The organism is Burkholderia sp. AW49-1 (genome assembly GCF_053427845.1).
Genome location: NZ_JBSAXF010000006.1, coordinates 104445 through 122682, shown reverse-complemented (window position 1 = coordinate 122682; position 18238 = coordinate 104445). Strand labels below are relative to the sequence as shown.

The 18238-nt window shown below is 65.6% G+C and carries 15 protein-coding genes; 12 read left to right on the top strand and 3 right to left on the bottom strand.

All coding sequences use genetic code 11. The features are described from left to right. Positions 1-13: 13 nt before the first annotated feature. Positions 14-1213 (bottom strand): GNAT family N-acetyltransferase, encoded by a 1200-nt coding sequence (locus ACV22W_RS12255; protein WP_448019453.1) that lies wholly within the window; start codon positions 1211-1213, stop codon positions 14-16. Positions 1214-1421: 208 nt separating this feature from the next. Here ACV22W_RS12255 and pdxR point away from each other — a divergent pair, with 208 nt between their 5' ends. Further along, the gene (pdxR, locus tag ACV22W_RS12250) at positions 1422-2894 is read left to right on the top strand and encodes a MocR-like pyridoxine biosynthesis transcription factor PdxR (RefSeq protein WP_448019452.1); all 1473 of its coding nucleotides are present in this window, start codon (positions 1422-1424) and stop codon (positions 2892-2894) included. 53 nt (positions 2895-2947) lie between these two features. On the opposite strand, the gene ACV22W_RS12245 is transcribed toward pdxR, so the two are convergent. After that, on the bottom strand, positions 2948-4201 hold the full coding sequence (locus ACV22W_RS12245; RefSeq protein WP_448019450.1) for an MFS transporter: 1254 nt from the start codon (positions 4199-4201) through the stop codon (positions 2948-2950). Positions 4202-4333: 132 nt separating this feature from the next. On the opposite strand from ACV22W_RS12245, the gene ACV22W_RS12240 reads away from it, so the two are divergent. Together ACV22W_RS12240 and ACV22W_RS12235 are read left to right on the top strand one after the other, a co-directional pair. Next, positions 4334-5209, top strand: a complete 876-nt coding sequence (locus tag ACV22W_RS12240; protein ID WP_448019448.1) for a LysR family transcriptional regulator — start codon at positions 4334-4336, stop codon at positions 5207-5209. 235 nt (positions 5210-5444) lie between these two features. Next, positions 5445-7055: a trypsin-like peptidase domain-containing protein gene (locus ACV22W_RS12235; RefSeq protein ID WP_448019446.1), complete on the top strand. Its 1611-nt coding sequence runs from the start codon at positions 5445-5447 to the stop codon at positions 7053-7055. 127 nt (positions 7056-7182) lie between these two features. Here the strand turns inward: ACV22W_RS12235 and ACV22W_RS12230 are convergent, their stop codons facing one another. Next, positions 7183-7995, bottom strand: a complete 813-nt coding sequence (locus tag ACV22W_RS12230; RefSeq protein WP_448019717.1) for a DNA-binding transcriptional regulator — start codon at positions 7993-7995, stop codon at positions 7183-7185. Positions 7996-8159: 164 nt separating this feature from the next. Here ACV22W_RS12230 and ACV22W_RS12225 point away from each other — a divergent pair, with 164 nt between their 5' ends. The 9 genes from ACV22W_RS12225 (at position 8160) to cysS (ending at position 18216) form a co-directional block, all read left to right on the top strand. Beyond that, on the top strand, positions 8160-10007 hold the full coding sequence (locus ACV22W_RS12225) for a bifunctional 3-(3-hydroxy-phenyl)propionate/3-hydroxycinnamic acid hydroxylase (RefSeq protein WP_448019444.1): 1848 nt from the start codon (positions 8160-8162) through the stop codon (positions 10005-10007). A gap of 1 nt (position 10008) precedes the next feature. Beyond that, the gene (locus ACV22W_RS12220) at positions 10009-10962 is read left to right on the top strand and encodes a 3-carboxyethylcatechol 2,3-dioxygenase (protein ID WP_448019443.1); all 954 of its coding nucleotides are present in this window, start codon (positions 10009-10011) and stop codon (positions 10960-10962) included. Between the two features lie 4 nt (positions 10963-10966). Further along, on the top strand, positions 10967-11755 hold the full coding sequence (mhpD, locus tag ACV22W_RS12215) for a 2-keto-4-pentenoate hydratase (protein WP_448019441.1): 789 nt from the start codon (positions 10967-10969) through the stop codon (positions 11753-11755). 17 nt (positions 11756-11772) lie between these two features. Continuing rightward, positions 11773-12720, top strand: coding sequence for an acetaldehyde dehydrogenase (acetylating) (locus ACV22W_RS12210; protein ID WP_448019440.1), 948 nt, complete (start codon positions 11773-11775; stop codon positions 12718-12720). A gap of 15 nt (positions 12721-12735) precedes the next feature. Beyond that, positions 12736-13758, top strand: a complete 1023-nt coding sequence (gene dmpG, locus ACV22W_RS12205) for a 4-hydroxy-2-oxovalerate aldolase (protein ID WP_448019716.1) — start codon at positions 12736-12738, stop codon at positions 13756-13758. Between the two features lie 58 nt (positions 13759-13816). After that, positions 13817-15070: a 3-(3-hydroxy-phenyl)propionate transporter MhpT gene (gene mhpT / locus ACV22W_RS12200; RefSeq protein WP_448019439.1), complete on the top strand. Its 1254-nt coding sequence runs from the start codon at positions 13817-13819 to the stop codon at positions 15068-15070. 14 nt (positions 15071-15084) lie between these two features. Beyond that, positions 15085-15957, top strand: coding sequence for an alpha/beta fold hydrolase (locus ACV22W_RS12195; protein WP_448019437.1), 873 nt, complete (start codon positions 15085-15087; stop codon positions 15955-15957). 229 nt (positions 15958-16186) lie between these two features. Then, on the top strand, positions 16187-16402 hold the full coding sequence (locus ACV22W_RS12190) for a hypothetical protein (RefSeq protein ID WP_448019435.1): 216 nt from the start codon (positions 16187-16189) through the stop codon (positions 16400-16402). Positions 16403-16809: 407 nt separating this feature from the next. Continuing rightward, the gene (cysS, locus tag ACV22W_RS12185) at positions 16810-18216 is read left to right on the top strand and encodes a cysteine--tRNA ligase (protein ID WP_448019434.1); all 1407 of its coding nucleotides are present in this window, start codon (positions 16810-16812) and stop codon (positions 18214-18216) included. Positions 18217-18238 lie beyond the last annotated feature (22 nt).

Here is an 18238-nt window from a genome sequence, read left to right as displayed (position 1 = left end):
TTGCATCCGCGCGTTACTTGAGATCCTTCCGGTACTGAATGAACCCCGCGTTGGTCGCGAGCTTGTCGTACAGCGCGCGCGCGGTCGTATTGGTTTCGTGCGTGAGCCAGTACACGCGGCTCGCGCCGGCTTCGCGGGCCCGCTCGTACACGGCCTCGATCAGCGCACCGCCCGCGCCTTGTCCGCGGGCGTCGGCCGCCGTGAACAGGTCCTGCAGATAGCAGTACGGCCCTTCGGTCCAGCATGAGCGGTGATAGATCGCGTGCACGATGCCGACCAACGTGCCTGACGCATCGAAGGCGCCGAGCACGAACATCGGTTCGGCGGGATCCATCAGGCGTGCCCACGTCGTCGCGAACACGGCGTCGCTCAGCGCGGTCTCGTAGAACCTCTGGTAGCCCTGCCACAGCGGGCGCCACGCGGCTTCGTCGGCGGCGACGAGCGGGCGGACCGTGACGCGCGTCGCGTCGTTCGCGCGGCCGGCTGCGTCGCGCGCACGAGCCCGCGCGTGGCGGATCGCAACGAGCGACTCGCGCTGCGCACCGTTGGCGTCGAAGTTCTCCGGCGCGAGCCAGGTTTCGAACGAGGCGCGCACGTCCGGCCATTCGCCGTCGACGATGGAGAACCACGCCGTGTCGCGATTGCGGCCCTTGTAGATGATCGCCTGCCGGAACGTGCCCTCGTAACGGAAGCCGAGCCGCGCGGCCGCCTTGCGCGACGGCTCGTTGAGATCGTCGCACTTCCATTCGTAGCGCCGGTAGCCGAGCGTGTCGAACGCGTATTTCATCAGCAGGTACTGCGCTTCCGTCGAAATCGGCGTGCGCTTGAGCAGCGGCGAGAAGGTGACGGAGCCGACCTCGATCACGCCGTTGGCCGGGTCGATGCGCATCAGCGCGAGCGTGCCGACCGCTCGGTTCGTCGCGCGGTCGATCACCGTGTAGTGCAGCGGATCGGCGCTTGCCGCCGCGCCGCGCGCGTAGTCGCGGTAGCTCGACTCGTCGGCGTACGGCCCGTGCGCGAGATAGGTCCAGTCGCCGCCGTCGGGCGCCTGCGCATACGCGGCGTACAGGTCGGCGGCATGGCGGTCGGCGTCGAGCGGTTCGAGGCGGCAGAAGCGGCCCTCGAGCACGATGCGCTCCGGGCGCGGGCGCGCGGACCAGTCGCGAACGGGGTGGCCGATGGGCTGCTGGAAGTCGTTGGTGAGCGTGGACAAGGTCGATCTCGCTTCGGTTGGCGGCCGGCGACATGCCGGCATGCAGACGATCGTAGTCCCGTCGAGGTACCATGAGAAGCGCCAGACGATGGCAAATTTATGGTGCCACGAAGGTGCTGCCAAGGCGCCGTGAAGGCGCGGTGCCGGTGCCATGCCGGTGCCGCGATCGACGCGCCATGCACCGAGACTTCCACGCCGCGATATTCCGATGACGACCGCCATTCCTTCCGGCGCCGCGCCGCTGCTGCCGCTCGACGCGCCGCTCGCGCGCACGGCCGGCGCGCCTTCCTTGCAGCGGCAGTTGCTGCGTCGTGTGCGCGACGCGATTCTCGGCGGCGCGATGCCGGCCGGCACGCGGCTGCCCGGCACGCGCGCGCTGGCCGAGACGCTCGGCGTGTCGCGCAACACGACCGCGGCCGTCTACGAACAACTCGTCGCCGAAGGCTTCCTGCAATCCGATCGCCGTGGCACGCGCGTGGTCGGCCTGTCGCGGCCGGCCGCACCGCGTCGGCGGGTGGCGCCCCCGGCCGTCGCGGAGCGGCTGGGCCGCATCCGTCCGAGCCTGATCGGCACCGGCGAGTCGGAAGGTTTCCGGCCGGGCGTCCCCGCTTTGTCGCATTTCCCGGTCGATGCGTGGCGACACGCGATCGACCGCGCGTTGCGCCGCGCCGGCCGCGACCTGCTCGCGTATGGCGACCCGCTTGGCGAACCCACGCTGCGCGAATCGATCGCGCGCCATCTGGCCGTGACGCGCGGCGTGCGTTGCGATCCCGAGCAGATCGTGATCACCGAGGGCGCGCAGGGGGCGATCGCGTTGTGCGCGCAACTGCTGACCAACCCGGGCGACACGGTCTGGGTGGAGGAGCCCGGCTATCGCGGCGCGCGCACCGCGATGCAGGCGGCCGATCTCGGCGTCGTGCCGATGCCAGTGGACGCGGAGGGGCTGCGTGCGGAGGAGGCGGACTGGCGCGAGCGGCCGCCCCGGCTCGTCTACACCACGCCGTCGAACCAGTTCCCGACCGGCGCGGTGCTGTCGATCTCGCGCCGGCTCGCGCTGATCGACGCCGCACGCCGGCATCGCGCGTGGATCATCGAGGACGACTACGACAGCGAATTTCGTCACACCGGCGAGCCGATCGGCGCGTTGCACGGGCTCGCGGCCGATTCACCGGTCGTCTATCTCGGCTCGTTCAGCAAGACGATGTTTCCGGCGTTGCGGATCGGCTTTCTCGTGCTGCCCGACGCGTTGCTGGCCGCGGTGCGGCAGGCGTTGCCGGAGATGCTGCGCGGCGGGACGCGCCACGTGCAGCTTGCACTCGCCGATTTCATCGAGTCGGGGGAGTACGGGCGGCATCTCGGGCGGATGCGCCGGCTGTATCGCGACCGGCGGCGCTTGCTGCTCGCCGCGCTGGACGACGCGTTCGCCGTGCCGCATCGGATCGAGGGCGGACCGTGCGGGCTGCATCTGGCGCTGCGGCTGCCGGCACGCTATCGCGACCGCGCGATCGTCGAGGCGGCACGCGCGCACGGGATCGGGCCGTTTCCGCTGTCGGGGTTCTCGATCCACGCGATGTCGGCGGCCAACGGGCTCGTGCTGGGATTCGGCAACACGTCGGCCGATGCGTTCGCGCCGATGCTGCGGACGTTGTCGACGATCGCGCACCGGGTCGCGGGAGCGTGAACCGCAGCCGCGTCGCTGCGAATCGCGGGGAGGCGAAGCGGGAGAATGGGAATCTACCGAACGCGTTCCCCGCGCATGATCGGGCGGGCAGCCGCCAGGCTGAGCACGAGCAGCACCGCGACATACGCAGCAACCGCGCCCCACGCTCCGTGTTGCCAGAACGTGCCGCCGACCGAGCCCAGCACGCTCGATCCGAGGTAGTAGGCCAGCAGGTAGAGCGACGCGGCGTGCCCCTTCGCGGAACCGGCGAGATGCCCGACCCACCCGCTCGCGACCGCATGCGCGACGAAGAAGCCGATCGTGATCATCACGATCCCGACGATGATCGCGACGAGCGAATGCGACAGCGTCAGTGCGAGGCCGGCCGCGAACACGAGAATGCCGCTGACGAGGACGGGCGCGCGCCCGAGACGATCGGCCAGCGCACCGGCGCTCGACGACGACACCATCCCGAACAGATAGGCGCCGAAGATCAACCCGCATGCGGTCGCGCTCAGGTTGAACGGCGCGGCCGTCAGCCGGAACCCGGCGTAGTTGTACACGGTCACGAACGCGCCCATCACGAGGAAACCGATCGCGAACACGAACGGCAGGCGCGCGTGACGCAACTGCGCGTTCCACAGCCGCAGGTGGTGACGCAGCGTCAGGTCGGTTCGCTTCACGAAGCGTCGCGACTGCGGCAGCAGCATCACGAACGCGATCGCCGCGACCAGGTCGACGACGCCGATCGTCAGCATCGCGGTGCGCCAGGAGAAATACTCCTCGAGCGCGCTCATCCCGATTCGCCCGATCATGCCGCCGAACGCGGTGCCGCCGACATAGAGCCCCATCGACAGGCCCAGCCCGTCGGCGGCGATTTCCTCGGCGAGATAGGCCATCGCCACTGCCGGGACGCCGCCGAGCGCGAAACCTTCGAGCGCGCGCCAGATCAGCAGCAGGTTCCAGTTCGGCGCGATCGCCGAGAGCACGTTGAACAGCGCCGCGAGCGTCATCGACGCGAACATCAGCCCGCGTCGGCCGAAGCGTTCGGACAGCGCGCCGGCGCACAGGATGGAGACCGCCAGCATCCCCGTCGACAGTGACAGGGACAGCGAGCTCGATGCCGCGCCCAAGTTGAACTCGCGCGCGAACGCGGGCAGCAACGGCTGCACGCAGTACAACAGCGAGAAGGTGGAAAAGCCGGCCAGGAAGAGTGCCAGTGCGATGCGTTTGTAGGCCGCCGAGCGCGGCGACACACCGGCGGGCAGCGCATCCGGCGCGGCGCTCGGGGCGCGAGTCGCGGTGGACGAAATCGCGGGATTCGACATGCTGTGTACCCGATGGGCTGGAGAATATCCGAATTCTTGCGCACGATCATATATATGTCCAATATATGAAAGAAACCGCAGCGATACATTTTACGAATGGCTTGATCGCCATTTCCGTCTACCCGAGATCACATGGAACTTCGACATCTCCGATACTTCCTGGCCGTGGCGGCCACGTCGAACTTCACGAAGGCTGCGGAAGCGCTCGGCATGGGGCAGCCGCCGCTGAGCCAGCAGATCAAGGCGCTCGAGAACGAACTCGGCGTGGAACTGTTCAAGCGGACCGCACGCGGTGCCGAGTTGACCGTCGCGGGAGAGGTGTTCGCGGAGGAGGCACGGCGTGTGCTCGACGATGCGGAGCGCGCGGCGCGGGCGGCAAAACGGGCCGCGCGTGGCGAAATCGGACAGCTGCGGGTCGGTTTCACCGGGACGGCGGCCTTCAATTCGAAAGTGGCCGACCTGATTCGCCGCTTTCGCGAAGCGTTTCCGGATACGGACCTGACGTTGCAGGAGGCGACCTCCGGCGTGCTGCTCGAGGCGCTGGACGCCGGGCGTCTCGATGTCGCGATCGTGCGGCCGGAGCGTCGCATCGCGGACACGTTGCTGGCCGCGGATTGGGACGAGGAGCCGATGTTCGTCGCAATGCCGGTCGCGCATCGGCTCGCGCAGCGGCGTCGGATCGACCTGGCGGAACTGGCCGACGAGGCGTTCGTGCAGGTGCCGCGCGAAGCGGGCAGTGCGCTGTTCGACGACATCGTCGCGGCGTGCAATGCCGCCGGGTTCCAGCCGCGCATGGCGCAGCCCGCGCCGCAAATCGCGTCGGCGGTGACGCTCGTCGCGGCCGGGCTCGGCGTGTCGATCGTGCCGAAGGCGATCACGCAGGTGCAGGTCGCGGGTGTCGTGTATCGGCCGGTCGCGGGCAACGGGCTGCGCGCGAGGCTCGCGATTGCGTCTCGACGCGACGATCCGTCGGCGGTGGTACGCAACTTTCTGCTGCTGGCCTGGTAGCGCGGGACGTACTTCGCCGCGTGCATCGTCGCGATGGCGGGTGAATGTTCCGATTGACGAACCGTGAACTTTGCCCGGAACGAACGCTGACGCGGCTCCGACGCCGCGCGCCGACCTGGGATGCGGGTTTCGATTCGTATGTTCCGCATGCTGCGTGGACTATAAATGGAGGGGTGTACCGGTGCTTGTCGGCGCCCGCGCGGGGCGGGGCCGCGACTGCCGGGGGAGGTGCACCGTGGTTCGCCAGACGCTTGCTCGCGCCGTGCTTCGCACCGCGTTGATCGGGGGCGTATTCGCCTCGTTGCTGTCGCCGTCGCCAGCCGTTGCCGGAACCGCCACACCGCCCGTCATGAAGAGCCGGCTTGCCGCATCACCTCGCTCGATGCCGGTCGACTTCCCCGCGATCGTCGACCGATACGGCCCGGCGGTCGTGACCATCATGACCGCCGCGCCCGACCAGCAGGCCGGTGGCCCGTCCTTCGCGATTCTCGATTCCGACGATCCGCTCGCCGCGTTCTTCCGCCGGGGCGGTCCGCCGGCGTCCGCACAGGTTCCACCGGCGCCGGCGCCCGATACCGCGCCGCGCACGCTGTCGGGCAGCGGCTCGGGTTTCATCGTCAGCGCCGACGGGCTGATCCTCACGTCCGCGCATGTCGTCGACGATGCAACCGACGTCACGGTGCGACTCGCCGATCATCGCGACCTGAAGGCGACGGTGCTGGTCGTCGATCCGCAAAGCGACGTCGCCGTGCTGCACGTCGACGCGACGAAGCTGCCGGTCGTGCGCATCGGCGATTCGTCGCGGGTGCGCGCCGGCGAACCAGTGATGACGATGGGCGCGCCGGACGGCTCGGGCAACACGGTCACGGCCGGCATCGTCAGCGCGACATCGCATGCGCTGCCGGACGGTAGCGCGTTTCCGTTCTTCCAGACCGACATCGCGGTGAATCCCGACAACTCGGGCGGCCCCGTGTTCAACCGCGCGGGCGACGTGATCGGCATTGTGGTGCAGGTCTATACGGGCGCCGACCGCTACGCGAGCACGACGTTCGCGATTCCGATCGCGCTCGCCGTGAAGGTGCGTGCGCAAGTGCAGGCGCAGATGCGGGCCAGTGCGCAGACGCAGCGCGCGTCGTCCGGCAACGCGTTGGGTGTCGACGTGCAGGACGTCGGTGCCGGGCTGGCTGCAGCGTTCGGCCTGCCTCGTCCGGCCGGCGCACTCGTGAACGGCGTCGATCCCGGCTCGCCCGCCGCCGCGGCCGGCGTGAGGCCCGGCGACGTGATCGTGAAGTTCGGCGGCAAGCCGATCGGCCAGTCGGCCGAACTGAACGACCTGGCCGCCGAATTGCCGCCAGGCGCGAAGGCGCCGCTACGGGTGATCCGCAACCGCGTGCCGATGATGCTGACGGTCACCGGCGTGGGGACCGGCGATGCGATCGACAGCGCGGGAGTGACGGGGAGCGGGGGCAATGCGGGCAGCGCGGGCAATGCGGGCGGCGCGGGCGGCGCGGGCAGCGCGGGCACGGTCGGCGCGGGCGGTGCCGCCGGCGTGGCGATGGCGGCCGCACGGCCGGCTGACAGCGGCGATCGGCTCGGGCTGACGATGCATCCGCTGAGCGACGCCGAACGGCGTTCGACCGGGCTCGCGGTCGGGATGATGGTCGATGCGGTGCACGGGCCGGCCGCGAACGCGGGAATCCGGCCCGGCGACGTCGTGCTCGAACTCAACGATACGCTGCTCGAAACGCCGGACGACGTGCAGTCGCTCGAAGCGAAAGGCGGTGTGATCGCGGTGCTGATCCAGCGGGAGAATGCGCGGAAGTTCGTGTCGGTGCGGGCGCGGTAGGGGTGTTGATGGGGGCGGGGGGAAGGGCGTCGGCGTGCGGCCATTCTCAGCGGTCCGGTGCAGTCGGCACATAGTCATTCGCGTGACCGTTCGGTTCCCGTTCACGACATTCAGCCGGTCCAGGTGCCTACATCGATGGACGGGGACGAGTCGCTGGTTCCTGCCTCAATGCTTCGGCAATATCCAATGCGGCTTTTTGCAGCTCGGGCACATAGCGGCGAGCGGCATCTTCGAGACTTACCGCGCGTGACAGGAAGACGACATTGAGACTGGCGATCACGCGTTCGTCCGCGCTGATCGCGACCGCCACCGCACCGATTTTCGCCTGCGCGGTCCAGTCGCCGTGATTCGATCCGAAACCATCCGCGCGCACACGCTGGATCAGCTTGCGCACGAGCGTATCGTTTCTCGCGAACGCCTGTTGTTCTTCACCGCCCGCACCGGAGCGCAACAGTTCCAGAATATCCTCGCGCTCCTCATCGGGGCACATTGAGAAGTAAGCGCGGCCCGCAGCCGTCAGCAACATCGGCAAACGCCGCCCTACCATCGCGCGGTGAAACGATAGCCGGCTGAAGCGGTGCGTCGTCTCGCGGATGATCATCGCGTCGCCATCAGGGGTGGTCAGATCGGATGGCCACGCGACGCGCTGCAATAGCTGCCCCATGATCGGCGGCGCCACGGTGGCGATGCGCTCGGTATCGGTGAAGCCCTCGCTCAAAGAACGCACGGCAAGCGTCAGGCGGAAGCTGTCGTCCGACGTGCTGCGGCGCACGAATCCTTCCTCCATCAACGTTTCGAGCAGGCGGCGCACCGTTGTGCGATGCAGGCCGGTCAGATCGGCAATCTGCTGACTCGTTGCACGTCCGTCTTCCATCGCATTCAGAGCCCGCAGTACCTGGAGGCCGCGCGCCAGTCCGCGCACGTTCGTGTAGGTTGTCACGTAAAAAATCTCATTGGAATCAATCATGTGCATTCTATGCACATTCCGGAGATTTTGTTGAGGGTGTTTTCCACCCTCCATAAACTGCGTTCATAAGCTGAACGATCGAGAGCCAGGCGCTTCGTCGGTTCAGCACATCGGACAAGCCCAGTCAGGAGACAAGCATGCGCCCCGCCTTTGAACCGGCGGCCGGCAACGGCCGCGCTCATCCTCACGAAACGACACATCGTTCGATCGACGCAGATGTCGCCATCATCGGCGCGGGCCCGGTCGGCCTGATGATTGCGAACATTCTCGGCCTGCAGGGCGTACGCGTTGTCCTTATCGAGAAGCTCGCGCAGATCATCGACTATCCGCGCGCCATCGGCCTCGACGATGAAGCGCTGCGCGTATTCCAGTCGGTCGGCCTTGTCGACGCCCTGCTGCCGCACACCACACCGAATCACTGGATGCGCTTCACGCTGAAAGGGAAGTGCTTCGCGTCGATCGAGCCGCGCACCGACGAGTTCGGCTGGCCACGCCGCAATGCCTTCATCCAGCCGCTCGCCGATCAGATTCTGTACAGCGGTCTCGGGCGTTTCGAGAATGTGTCGACGCTGCTTGGCCACAGCGTCGACAGCTTCGCGCAGGACGAGTGCGGTGTGACCATAGAGGCGACGGACGCGCACGGTGCGCAGACAACGATCCGCGCCGCGTACATGGTCGGCGCGGACGGCGGCAACAGTTTTGTGCGGCGCACGCTCGACGTGCCGTTCGAAGGCCGCACGAAGCCGAATCAATGGATCGTGATCGACGTGCGCAACGACCCGATCGGCTCTCCGCATGTCTATCTGCATTGCGACGCGCGGCGTCCCTACGTTTCGGCGGCGCTGCCGCACGGCATCCGGCGCTTCGAATTCATGGTGATGCCGGGCGAGACGGAGGAGGAACTGTCGAAGCCCGAGAACATGGCGGCGTTGGTGCGCGGGGTTGTCGACGATCCTGACAAGGTCGACTACATTCGTCGGCGGGTCTATACGCACAATGCGCGGCTCGCGAGCACGTTCCGCGTGAAACGCATCCTGCTCGCGGGGGACGCCGCGCACATCATGCCGGTGTGGCAGGGGCAGGGGTATAACAGCGGCATTCGCGACGCGAGCAATCTCGGCTGGAAGCTTGCGATGGTCGTGAAAGGCACGGCGCGCGACGCGCTGCTCGATACCTACACGGTGGAGCGGCGCGCCCATGCGCGCTCGATGATCCACCTCTCGGAAGTCGCGGGCGATATCTTCGCGCCGACGAGCTTCTTCGGATCGAAGGTGCGTGACGCGTTCGTGCTCTGCTTCGATGTGCTGCCCTCCATGAAACGCTATTTCGTCGAGATGCGCTTCAAGCCGATGCCGCGCTACGAAGAGGGCGTGGTGCTTCTGGCGCGACGCGCGCGGTCCGAAGGGCCGCTCGCGCGCATGATCGCGAAGCGCGGACACGGCGCGTTCGGGCGGCTGGTCGGTTTGATGAGCGAGAAACGTGAATCGCTGATCGGGCGGATGGTGCACGGCCGCGATGCGCTGGCTGGCACTCCCGTGGGCCGCATGTTCATCCAGCCGCGCGTGCGTCTCGTGGATGGCAGCATCGTCCGGCTCGACGATGCGATCGGCAACCGCTTCGCGATCGTGGGGTGGGGCACGGACCCGACTTTCGGCTTGACTCCCGAGGCGCGCCGCATCTGGACCGCGCTTGGGGGGTGTTTCGTGATCGCGAAGCCCGACCCGCAGCTCGCCTTCCACGATGACGTGCCTGACGACGTGATCGCCATTGGCGATGTCGACTCGCGCCTGCGCGACTGGTTCGCGCGCGTGCCGGAATCGGTCGTGCTGTTGCGGCCCGACCGCTTCGTGGCCGGCATGTGCTCGCCGCAATGTGTATCGGGTTGCGTGTCGCAGCTTGCGCAACGGCTGTCGCTTGCCATGGCACCGGGCGCGACGACCAACGGCGCGACGTTCGCGCACGCCGCCAACCTGGTGGGGGCCTGAGATGCCGATTCATCTCGAATGCATGTCGCACACGCCCTTGCACGGGTATTTCGACCCCAGGCCGGAAGTCGTCGCGGAGGTCGAACGGGTGCAGCGCGCGGCGCGCGAGCGGGTCGATGCATTCGATCCGGAGTTGGTGATCGTGTTCGCGCCGGACCACTACAACGGATTTTTCTACGACGTGATGCCGCAGTTCTGCATTGGCGTGAGTGCGACGGCAATCGGCGATTTCGGCAGTGCGGCCGGCCCGTTGCCCGTCGCGCGCGATGTGGCGCTCGCGCTCGCCGATGCCGCACTCGCGAGCGATATCGACGTAGCCGTTTCGTATCGCATGCAGGTCGATCACGGCTGCGCGCAGGCACTCGAGGTACTCACGGGCGGCATCGACCGCTATCCAGTGGTGCCCGTTTTCATCAACTCGGTTGCGCCGCCGATGGCGTCGTGCCGCCGCGCCCGGCTGCTCGGCGATGCGATTGGCCGTGCCGTCGCGCGCATGACCCGGCGCGTGTTGCTGATCGGCTCGGGCGGTATTTCGCATGAGCCGCCGGTGCCGGAAATCGCGGGCGCGGACGATGTCGTCGCGGAACGGTTGATCGCGGGGCGCAACCCGTCGGCGGAGTCGCGCGATGCGCGGCAGTCGCGCACCGTCGCGGCGGCCAAGGCATTCGCTGCGGGTGACAGCCGACTGCATCCGCTCAATCCCACATGGGACCGCACGTTTCTCGAACTGCTCGAACGCGGTGAACTCACCGCCGCCGATGGCCTCACGAACGAAGCGATCACGCGTGAGGCAGGCAAGTCCGCACACGAGATCCGCACGTGGGTCGCCGCATTCGGTGCGCTTGCGGCGAGCGGTCGTTACGAGGCATCGATCGATTACTACCGTGCGATTCCGGAATGGATCGCGGGCTTCGGCGCGATGCACGCGCGAGAACGGACTCTTTCCAGGAGATAGAACCATGTCGGATGACAGCAACATTCTTTCGATGGCCGCGCGCCTGCGCGAGGCGCAGTCCTTGCGTCAGACGATCGCGCCGCTGCGCGATACGTGTCCCGAAGGCGACCCGGCACTCGCCTACGCGATCCAGCAGATCAACAACGACTTGCGCGCGGCGAACGGCGAGCGCGTCGTCGGCAGGAAGATCGGCCTGACTTCGCCCGCGGTGCAGAAGCAACTCGGCGTCGATCAACCCGACTTCGGCGCGTTGTTCGCGTCGATGGCTTACGGCGACAGCCAGCCGATGCCGCTCGCCTCGTTGATTCAGCCGAAGGTCGAAGCGGAGATTGCACTCGTGCTCGAACGCGACCTGACCGCCGAAAAGCACACCTTCGCGGATCTGATCTCCGCGACTGCATATGCAGTGGCCGCGATCGAGGTCGTCGACAGCCGCATCCGCGACTGGGACATCCGGTTTTTCGACACCGTCGCGGACAACGCGTCGAGCGCGCTGTTCGTGCTCGGCAGCCGGCCGGTCCTGCTGCGCGATATCGAGCTGACCGCTTGCGCGATGACGCTCACGCAGGACGGCGAGGTCCTTTCACGTGGCAACGGCGGCGCGTGCCTCGGCAATCCACTGAACGCGGCTGCGTGGCTCGCGGATCGGATGGTTCGACTCGGCTCGCCGCTGCGCGCGGGCGACATCGTGCTGACGGGCGCGCTTGGCCCGATGGTCGCGGTGAAGGCGGCCGGCACTTATGCGGCGCACATCGAAGGGCTCGGCAGTGTGCGCGCCAGTTTCAGCGAATGATGGACGGAGACATTTCCATGGCAACAGACAACACCAGGTGCAAAGCCGCGATCATCGGATCAGGCAACATCGGCACCGACCTCATGATCAAGCTCATGCGCCGCAGCAAGCATCTGGAAGTCGCGGCGATGGTCGGCATCGATCCGGCCTCGGACGGCCTCGCGCGCGCCGCGAGGCTTGGCGTGGCGACGACTCATGAAGGCGTGGAAGGGCTGGCGCGCCTGCCCGTGTTCGACGAGATCGACTTCGTGTTCGATGCGACGTCCGCCGGCGCACATGTGAAGAATGACGCGTTCCTGCGTACGCTCAAGCCCGGCATTCGCGTGATCGATCTGACGCCGGCCGCCATCGGCCCGTACTGTGTGCCGGTGGTGAATCTCGACGCGCATCTCGATGCGCCGAACGTGAACATGGTCACGTGCGGCGGACAGGCGACAATCCCGATGGTCGCCGCAGTGTCGCGGGTCGCAAAGGTGCATTACGCGGAGATCGTCGCATCGATCAGCAGCAAGTCGGCAGGACCCGGCACGCGCGCCAACATCGACGAGTTCACGGAGACGACGTCGAAGGCGATTGAAGCGGTCGGCGGCGCTGGCAAGGGCAAGGCGATCATCGTGCTCAATCCGGCCGAGCCGCCGCTCATGATGCGCGACACGGTCTATGTGCTGTCCGAAGCGGCAGACCGGACACTGATCGAAACGTCGGTCAGCCAGATGGCCTCTGCGGTCCAGGCCTATGTGCCCGGCTACCGCGTGAAGCAATCCGTGCAGTTCGACGACATCCCCTCCGATGCGCCGTTGCATATTCCAGGACTCGGCCATTTCAGCGGACTGAAGACCTCGATCTTCATCGAAGTGGAAGGCGCGGCACATTATCTGCCGGCCTACGCGGGCAATCTCGACATCATGACTTCCGCCGCGCTGGCAACGGCCGAGCGCATGGCCGCCTCGCTTGTGAATGCCTGAATCAAGGAGCCCTCGATCATGGACAAGAAACTCTATATCTCCGATGTGACGCTGCGCGACGGCATGCACGCGATCCGTCATCAGTATTCGATTCAAAACGTGCAGGACATTGCTCGCGCGCTGGACGAGGCGAAGGTCGACAGCATCGAGGTCGCGCATGGCGACGGCCTGCAGGGCTCGAGCTTCAACTATGGCTTCGGCGCGCACAGCGATCTGGAATGGATCGAGGCGGTAGCCGATGTGGTGACGCACGCGAAAATCGCGACACTGCTGCTGCCCGGCATCGGCACGATTCACGACCTGAAGGCCGCGTACGACGCGGGCGCGCGTGTCGTACGCGTCGCGACCCATTGCACGGAAGCCGACATTTCGAAGCAGCACATCGAATATGCGCGCAGCCTCGGCATGGATCCCGTCGGCTTTCTGATGATGAGCCACATGACCACGCCTGACCACCTCGCTATCGAGGCGAAGAAGATGGAAAGCTACGGCGCGACCTGCGTGTACGTGGTCGATTCCGGCGGCGCGATGAACATGCACGACATCCGTGCGCGCTTCCGGGCGCTCAAGGCCGTGCTTCGCCCCGAGACTCACACGGGCATGCATGCCCATCACAACCTGAGCCTCGGAGTGGCCAACTCGATCGTTGCGGTCGAGGAGGGCTGCGACCGGATCGATGCGAGCCTGGCGGGCATGGGTGCGGGAGCGGGCAATGCCCCGCTCGAAGTGTTCGTCGCGGCGGCTGATCGCCTTGGCTGGCATCACGGCACCGACCTCTATCGCCTGCTCGATGCGGCCGACGATATCGTCCGCCCGTTGCAGGACCGGCCGGTGCGCGTGGATCGCGAAACGCTCGCGCTCGGCTATGCGGGCGTGTATTCGAGCTTCCTGCGGCATTCTGAAATCGCGGCGAAGAAGTACGGCCTGAAAGCCGTCGACATTCTCGTCGAGCTGGGCAAGCGACGCATGGTGGGCGGTCAGGAAGACATGATCGTCGACGTCGCGCTCGATCTGCAGAAGCGCGAAGCACGCGCCTGAACCATTCGGAATGCCATGCGCCATGAAGAGCGCCGCATCGTTCAACTTGGAGACATCAATGAATACGTCAACGGCTTTCCCCCCGCGCGCCGGCGGCGCTATCACCATCGGCCTGTGCTTCGCAGTCGCGCTCCTCGAAGGGCTCGACCTGCAATCCACCGGTATCGCCGCACCGCGCATGGCACGCGAGTTTCATCTCGCTGCCGCGCAGCTCGGCTGGGCATTCGGCATCGGCGCGCTCGGTCTGTTGCCGGGCGCGGCGATTGGCGGCAGGCTCGCGGATCGCATCGGCCGCAAGCGCGTGCTGATGATGTCGGTCGCGCTGTTCGGGATATTTTCGATTGCAACGACCCAAGTGTGGGATCTGCATAGCCTGCTCGTCGCGCGCTTTCTCACGGGCCTCGGTCTCGGCGCTGCGATGCCGAACCTGATCGCGCTGTGTGCGGAGGCGGCAGCGCCCGGACAACGCAGCACGGCGGTCGGCGCGATGTACTGTGGCATGCCCTTCGGAGCGGCGCTCGCGGCGGTAATCGGCATCGTCAGCCCGAGCGTTGAGGCCTGGCGGCATATCTTCTATGTCGGCGGGATCGGGCCGCTGCTGACCTTGCCGCTGCTGGCGCTTTTCATAAAGGAGTCGGCGCACTTCGTCTCGGCAAGCCAGGGTGCGACCCATGAGTCGAAGGACGGCATCGCGAGCGCGCTCTTCAGTGACGGGCGTGCGGTTACGACCGTCGCGTTGTGGATCAGCTATTTGGGGACGCTGATCGTGCTGTACTTCTTGATGAACTGGTTGCCGTCGATGGTGCTCTCGCGTGGCCTCACGCCGGTACAGGCAAGCATCGTGCAGATGATGTTCAACATCGGCGGCGGCGTCGGGGCGATCGTGATCGCGGGCCTGATGGATCACATCGGCAAGCGGATGGTCGTGGTCGGCATGTATACGGGCATCGCGACTGCGTTGCTTGCGCTCGCCAGCGCGAACGGCAGCATGTCGATGGCATTGGGCGGCCTGCTGGCGGGCCTGTTTCTCGTCGGCACGCAGTCAGTGCTGTACGCGCTCGCCGGGGCAACGTATCCGACGCAGGTTCGCGGCACCGGCGTCGGCGCGGCGGTGGCCGTCGGCCGCGTTGGTTCGATGGTAGGCCCGCTGATCGCTGGGCAACTGTTTGCGCTCGGCCAGAGCGCGTCGATGCTCGTGATCTCCAGCATTCCGATCATCGTGATCGCGGCGCTCGGCGCGCTCGCGGTGGTCAAGAAATTTCCGTGCGAGCCGGCCGCCGGCTCGCACACGTTCGGAACCGAAGCGATCTGATGAAGGATATCGACATGACTGACACTGTGACTCATAGCGAAGCCGCGACCAGCAAGTACTTGAACGTGGTGGAAGGCGACACGGAACTGCGCGTGCACTACAACGACACCGGCGCGGGCAAGGAAACGCTCGTTCTGCTGCACGGCTCCGGTCCGGGCGCGAGCGGCTGGGCGAACTTCTATCGCAATGTGGACGCGTTCGCGAACGCGGGTTATCGCGTGATCCTCGTCGACTGTCCGGGCTGGGGCAAGAGCGATTCGATCGTCTGCACCGGCTCGCGCTCCGACCTTAACGCGCGCGTGCTGAAGGGTGTGCTGGATACGCTCGGCATCGAGCGCGCGCATCTCGTCGGCAACTCGATGGGCGGGCATAGCGCGGTGGCCTTCGCGCTGTCGTATCCGGAGCGCGTCGGCCAGCTGGTGCTGATGGGCGGCGGCACGGGCGGTCCGAGCCAGTTTGTGCCGATGCCGACCGAAGGCATCAAGCTCCTGCAGGGGCTGTATCGCAACCCAACGCTGGAGAACCTGAAGAAGATGCTCAATGTGTTCGTCTACGATGCGAGCACGATAACGGAAGAGCTGATGCAGACGCGGCTCGATAACATGCTGGCGCGGCGCGATCATCTCGAGAACTTCGTGAAGAGTCTGGCGGCCAATCCGAAGCAATTTCCGGACTACGGACACCGGCTGAACGAGATCAAGGCGCCCACGCTCGTGATTTGGGGGCGCGATGATCGTTTCGTGCCGATGGATGTCGGCCTGCGGCTCGTTTGGAGTATGCCGCACGCCGATCTGCATGTGTTCGGGCGCTGCGGGCATTGGGCGCAATGGGAGCACGCGGAGCGATTCAACCGAATGGTGCTGGAGTTCCTGCGCCAACAACAATAGGTTGCATCGGTGGTGGTGGTTTGGTCTGCTTTTCGCAATCCTTCCACGGGCGGCTTCTGTGCTTCGAAAGCGGCCGTCGACGGGCACCGGCGTCGTACGACCGAGATGGGTCGGCTATGGCCGACCGCGTCGGGCGGCAGCCGGCCAGAAGCGGTCGTTGGAAATTAGTCGAAAATAGCGTTCTTCTGTGCGTGTGTTTCACGTCACATTTGGTCTTTTGGAGGCAGGCATGGATGGAGTAGCCAAGGCACTTGTACTCGCCGTTAGGTACATCGATCAGCGGAGCAACTTGCACACAGAGGACGACGACGTAAACGCGCTTGAGGAGATCGCATCTGCACTTGCGGTCGCATCGACAGCAGAGCGCAACGCCTTTGCCCGGGTGGCAACGTCGCTTGGCTTCCCTGAGCTAGTCGAGAAGTTCGGCTTGGATTTGCCGCAATGACCGCCTTCATCTGAGCCGACGTTGAGGGTTGACGTGGTTCAGTCTGGCGTTAGACGACGTGTCTGGGTGATCAGCGTCCGCTCGTGAGCATTCCCACTGATCGTTCAGGGTCGATCTGCGCTGAGCGCGTCGGGCGGTCATCGGCCATGAACGGCCGTCCAGAAGTCCTGACTGAAAGCAGCCGTTCGCCGGTGTTGACCTGCGCAGCCAACAGACGCTAGGATCACCTCATGCGTGATCTAACCAAATTCCTTTCTTTGCTGGTCCGTGCATGTTGTCAGAACGTGCCAGGGGGAAGATGCGTCTAGCGATCTAGCTACACGTTAATTCAATCGCCGTCTGGCCGCCCGTTGTGAAACAGGCGGCCTTTTTGTTTTGGCCCGACACATTCGGAGCGAAGAAACTCGATGCCAATTGCGCTGTATGACACCTGGTCCCGTACCGTGCGCCCGTTTACGCCGATCCACACTGGTCAGGTCGGCATGTATTGCTGCGGCCCCACAGTCTACGACCATGCGCATATCGGCAATCTGAGAACTTATGTGTTCGAGGACATCCTGCGCCGCGCGCTGATGCGCAACGGATATGAGGTCCGGCACGTCGTCAATATCACCGACGTCGGACATCTGACTTCGGATGCCGATGAAGGCGAAGACAAGATGGAAAAAGGCAGCCGACGGACCGGAGAATCAGCATGGGTCATCGCTCGGCGCTACACCGAGGCCTTCGCCGCGGACTGGCGCGCCCTTCACCTTCTGGAGCCAACGGTATGGTGCCGTGCCACCGATCACATCGCCGAACAGATTGCGTTTATCGACGAATTGGACCGAGCCGGCTATGCGTATCGGACCGGTGACGGCCTATATTTCGACACGGGCAAGCAGGACGACTATGGCTTTCTGGCCAGACTCAACGATGCCGGCCTGCAGGCGGGCAAGCGCGTCGCGATGGGCGCCAAGAAGAACATCACGGATTTCGCTTTATGGAAGTTCAGTCCGGCTGGCATTACTCGGCAGATGGAATGGGATAGCCCGTGGGGGCGCGGATTTCCGGGCTGGCATATCGAGTGCTCGGCCATGTCAGCGAAGCATCTCGGCATCTGGTTCGACATTCATTGTGGCGGCGAAGATCATATCGCCGTGCATCACAGCAACGAGATTGCGCAGACGCAGGCGGCCTACGGCACGCGGCTCGCGAACTTCTGGATGCATGGCCACTTTCTTACGCTCGACGCCGACACGAAGATGTCAAAGTCGAGCGGTGAGTTCATTCGACTGCAGACCTTGCAAAGTCGGAACATCGATCCAGTCGCGTTCCGCTACCTGTGCCTCACGGCCCATTACCGAAGCAAGCTGCATTTCAGTTGGGCGTCTCTCGACGCAGCTCAGACAGCCTTGAACCGGCTGCGGCATCTCTATTCCGGTTGGCCCGACGGAGGCCTCGTCGATCGGGATTTTGCCGCACGATTCGACGCCGAAGTGAACGAGGACCTGAATCTGCCCAGGGCTGTGGCCGTGCTGTGGGAACTCGTCAAGAGTAACCTGCCTCCCGCGACCTTGAGAGCGACCGTGGACAACTTTGATGCTTTGTTGGGTCTGGGGTTGCGCGATTGGAAGCCAGTTGCGTCCAGCATTCCGGAAAACATCCGGGTGCTACTCCGTGAACGCGAGCAGGCCAGAGCGGAAAGGGACTGGGCCAAAGCCGATAGCATACGGGAGACGTTGAACGCACAGGGCTGGAGAGTCGAGGATGGCAAAGAAGGACAACGCCTGGTCGGAATCGCTACGCGCTCGACAGAGTTTGGGGATGGGTGACAACCGCATTGGTGTCAAACTG

Coding starts and splice junctions, on each gene's coding strand:
- ACV22W_RS12240 (WP_448019448.1), top strand. CDS start 4,334: ATGGAACTTCGACATCTCCGATACTTCCTGGCCGTGGCGGCCACGTCG.
- cysS (WP_448019434.1), top strand. CDS start 16,810: ATGCCAATTGCGCTGTATGACACCTGGTCCCGTACCGTGCGCCCGTTT.
- ACV22W_RS12210 (WP_448019440.1), top strand. CDS start 11,773: ATGGCAACAGACAACACCAGGTGCAAAGCCGCGATCATCGGATCAGGC.
- ACV22W_RS12220 (WP_448019443.1), top strand. CDS start 10,009: ATGCCGATTCATCTCGAATGCATGTCGCACACGCCCTTGCACGGGTAT.
- ACV22W_RS12245 (WP_448019450.1), bottom strand. CDS start 4,201: ATGTCGAATCCCGCGATTTCGTCCACCGCGACTCGCGCCCCGAGCGCC.
- ACV22W_RS12225 (WP_448019444.1), top strand. CDS start 8,160: ATGCGCCCCGCCTTTGAACCGGCGGCCGGCAACGGCCGCGCTCATCCT.
- pdxR (WP_448019452.1), top strand. CDS start 1,422: ATGACGACCGCCATTCCTTCCGGCGCCGCGCCGCTGCTGCCGCTCGAC.
- ACV22W_RS12195 (WP_448019437.1), top strand. CDS start 15,085: ATGACTGACACTGTGACTCATAGCGAAGCCGCGACCAGCAAGTACTTG.
- mhpT (WP_448019439.1), top strand. CDS start 13,817: ATGAATACGTCAACGGCTTTCCCCCCGCGCGCCGGCGGCGCTATCACC.
- ACV22W_RS12190 (WP_448019435.1), top strand. CDS start 16,187: ATGGATGGAGTAGCCAAGGCACTTGTACTCGCCGTTAGGTACATCGAT.
- mhpD (WP_448019441.1), top strand. CDS start 10,967: ATGTCGGATGACAGCAACATTCTTTCGATGGCCGCGCGCCTGCGCGAG.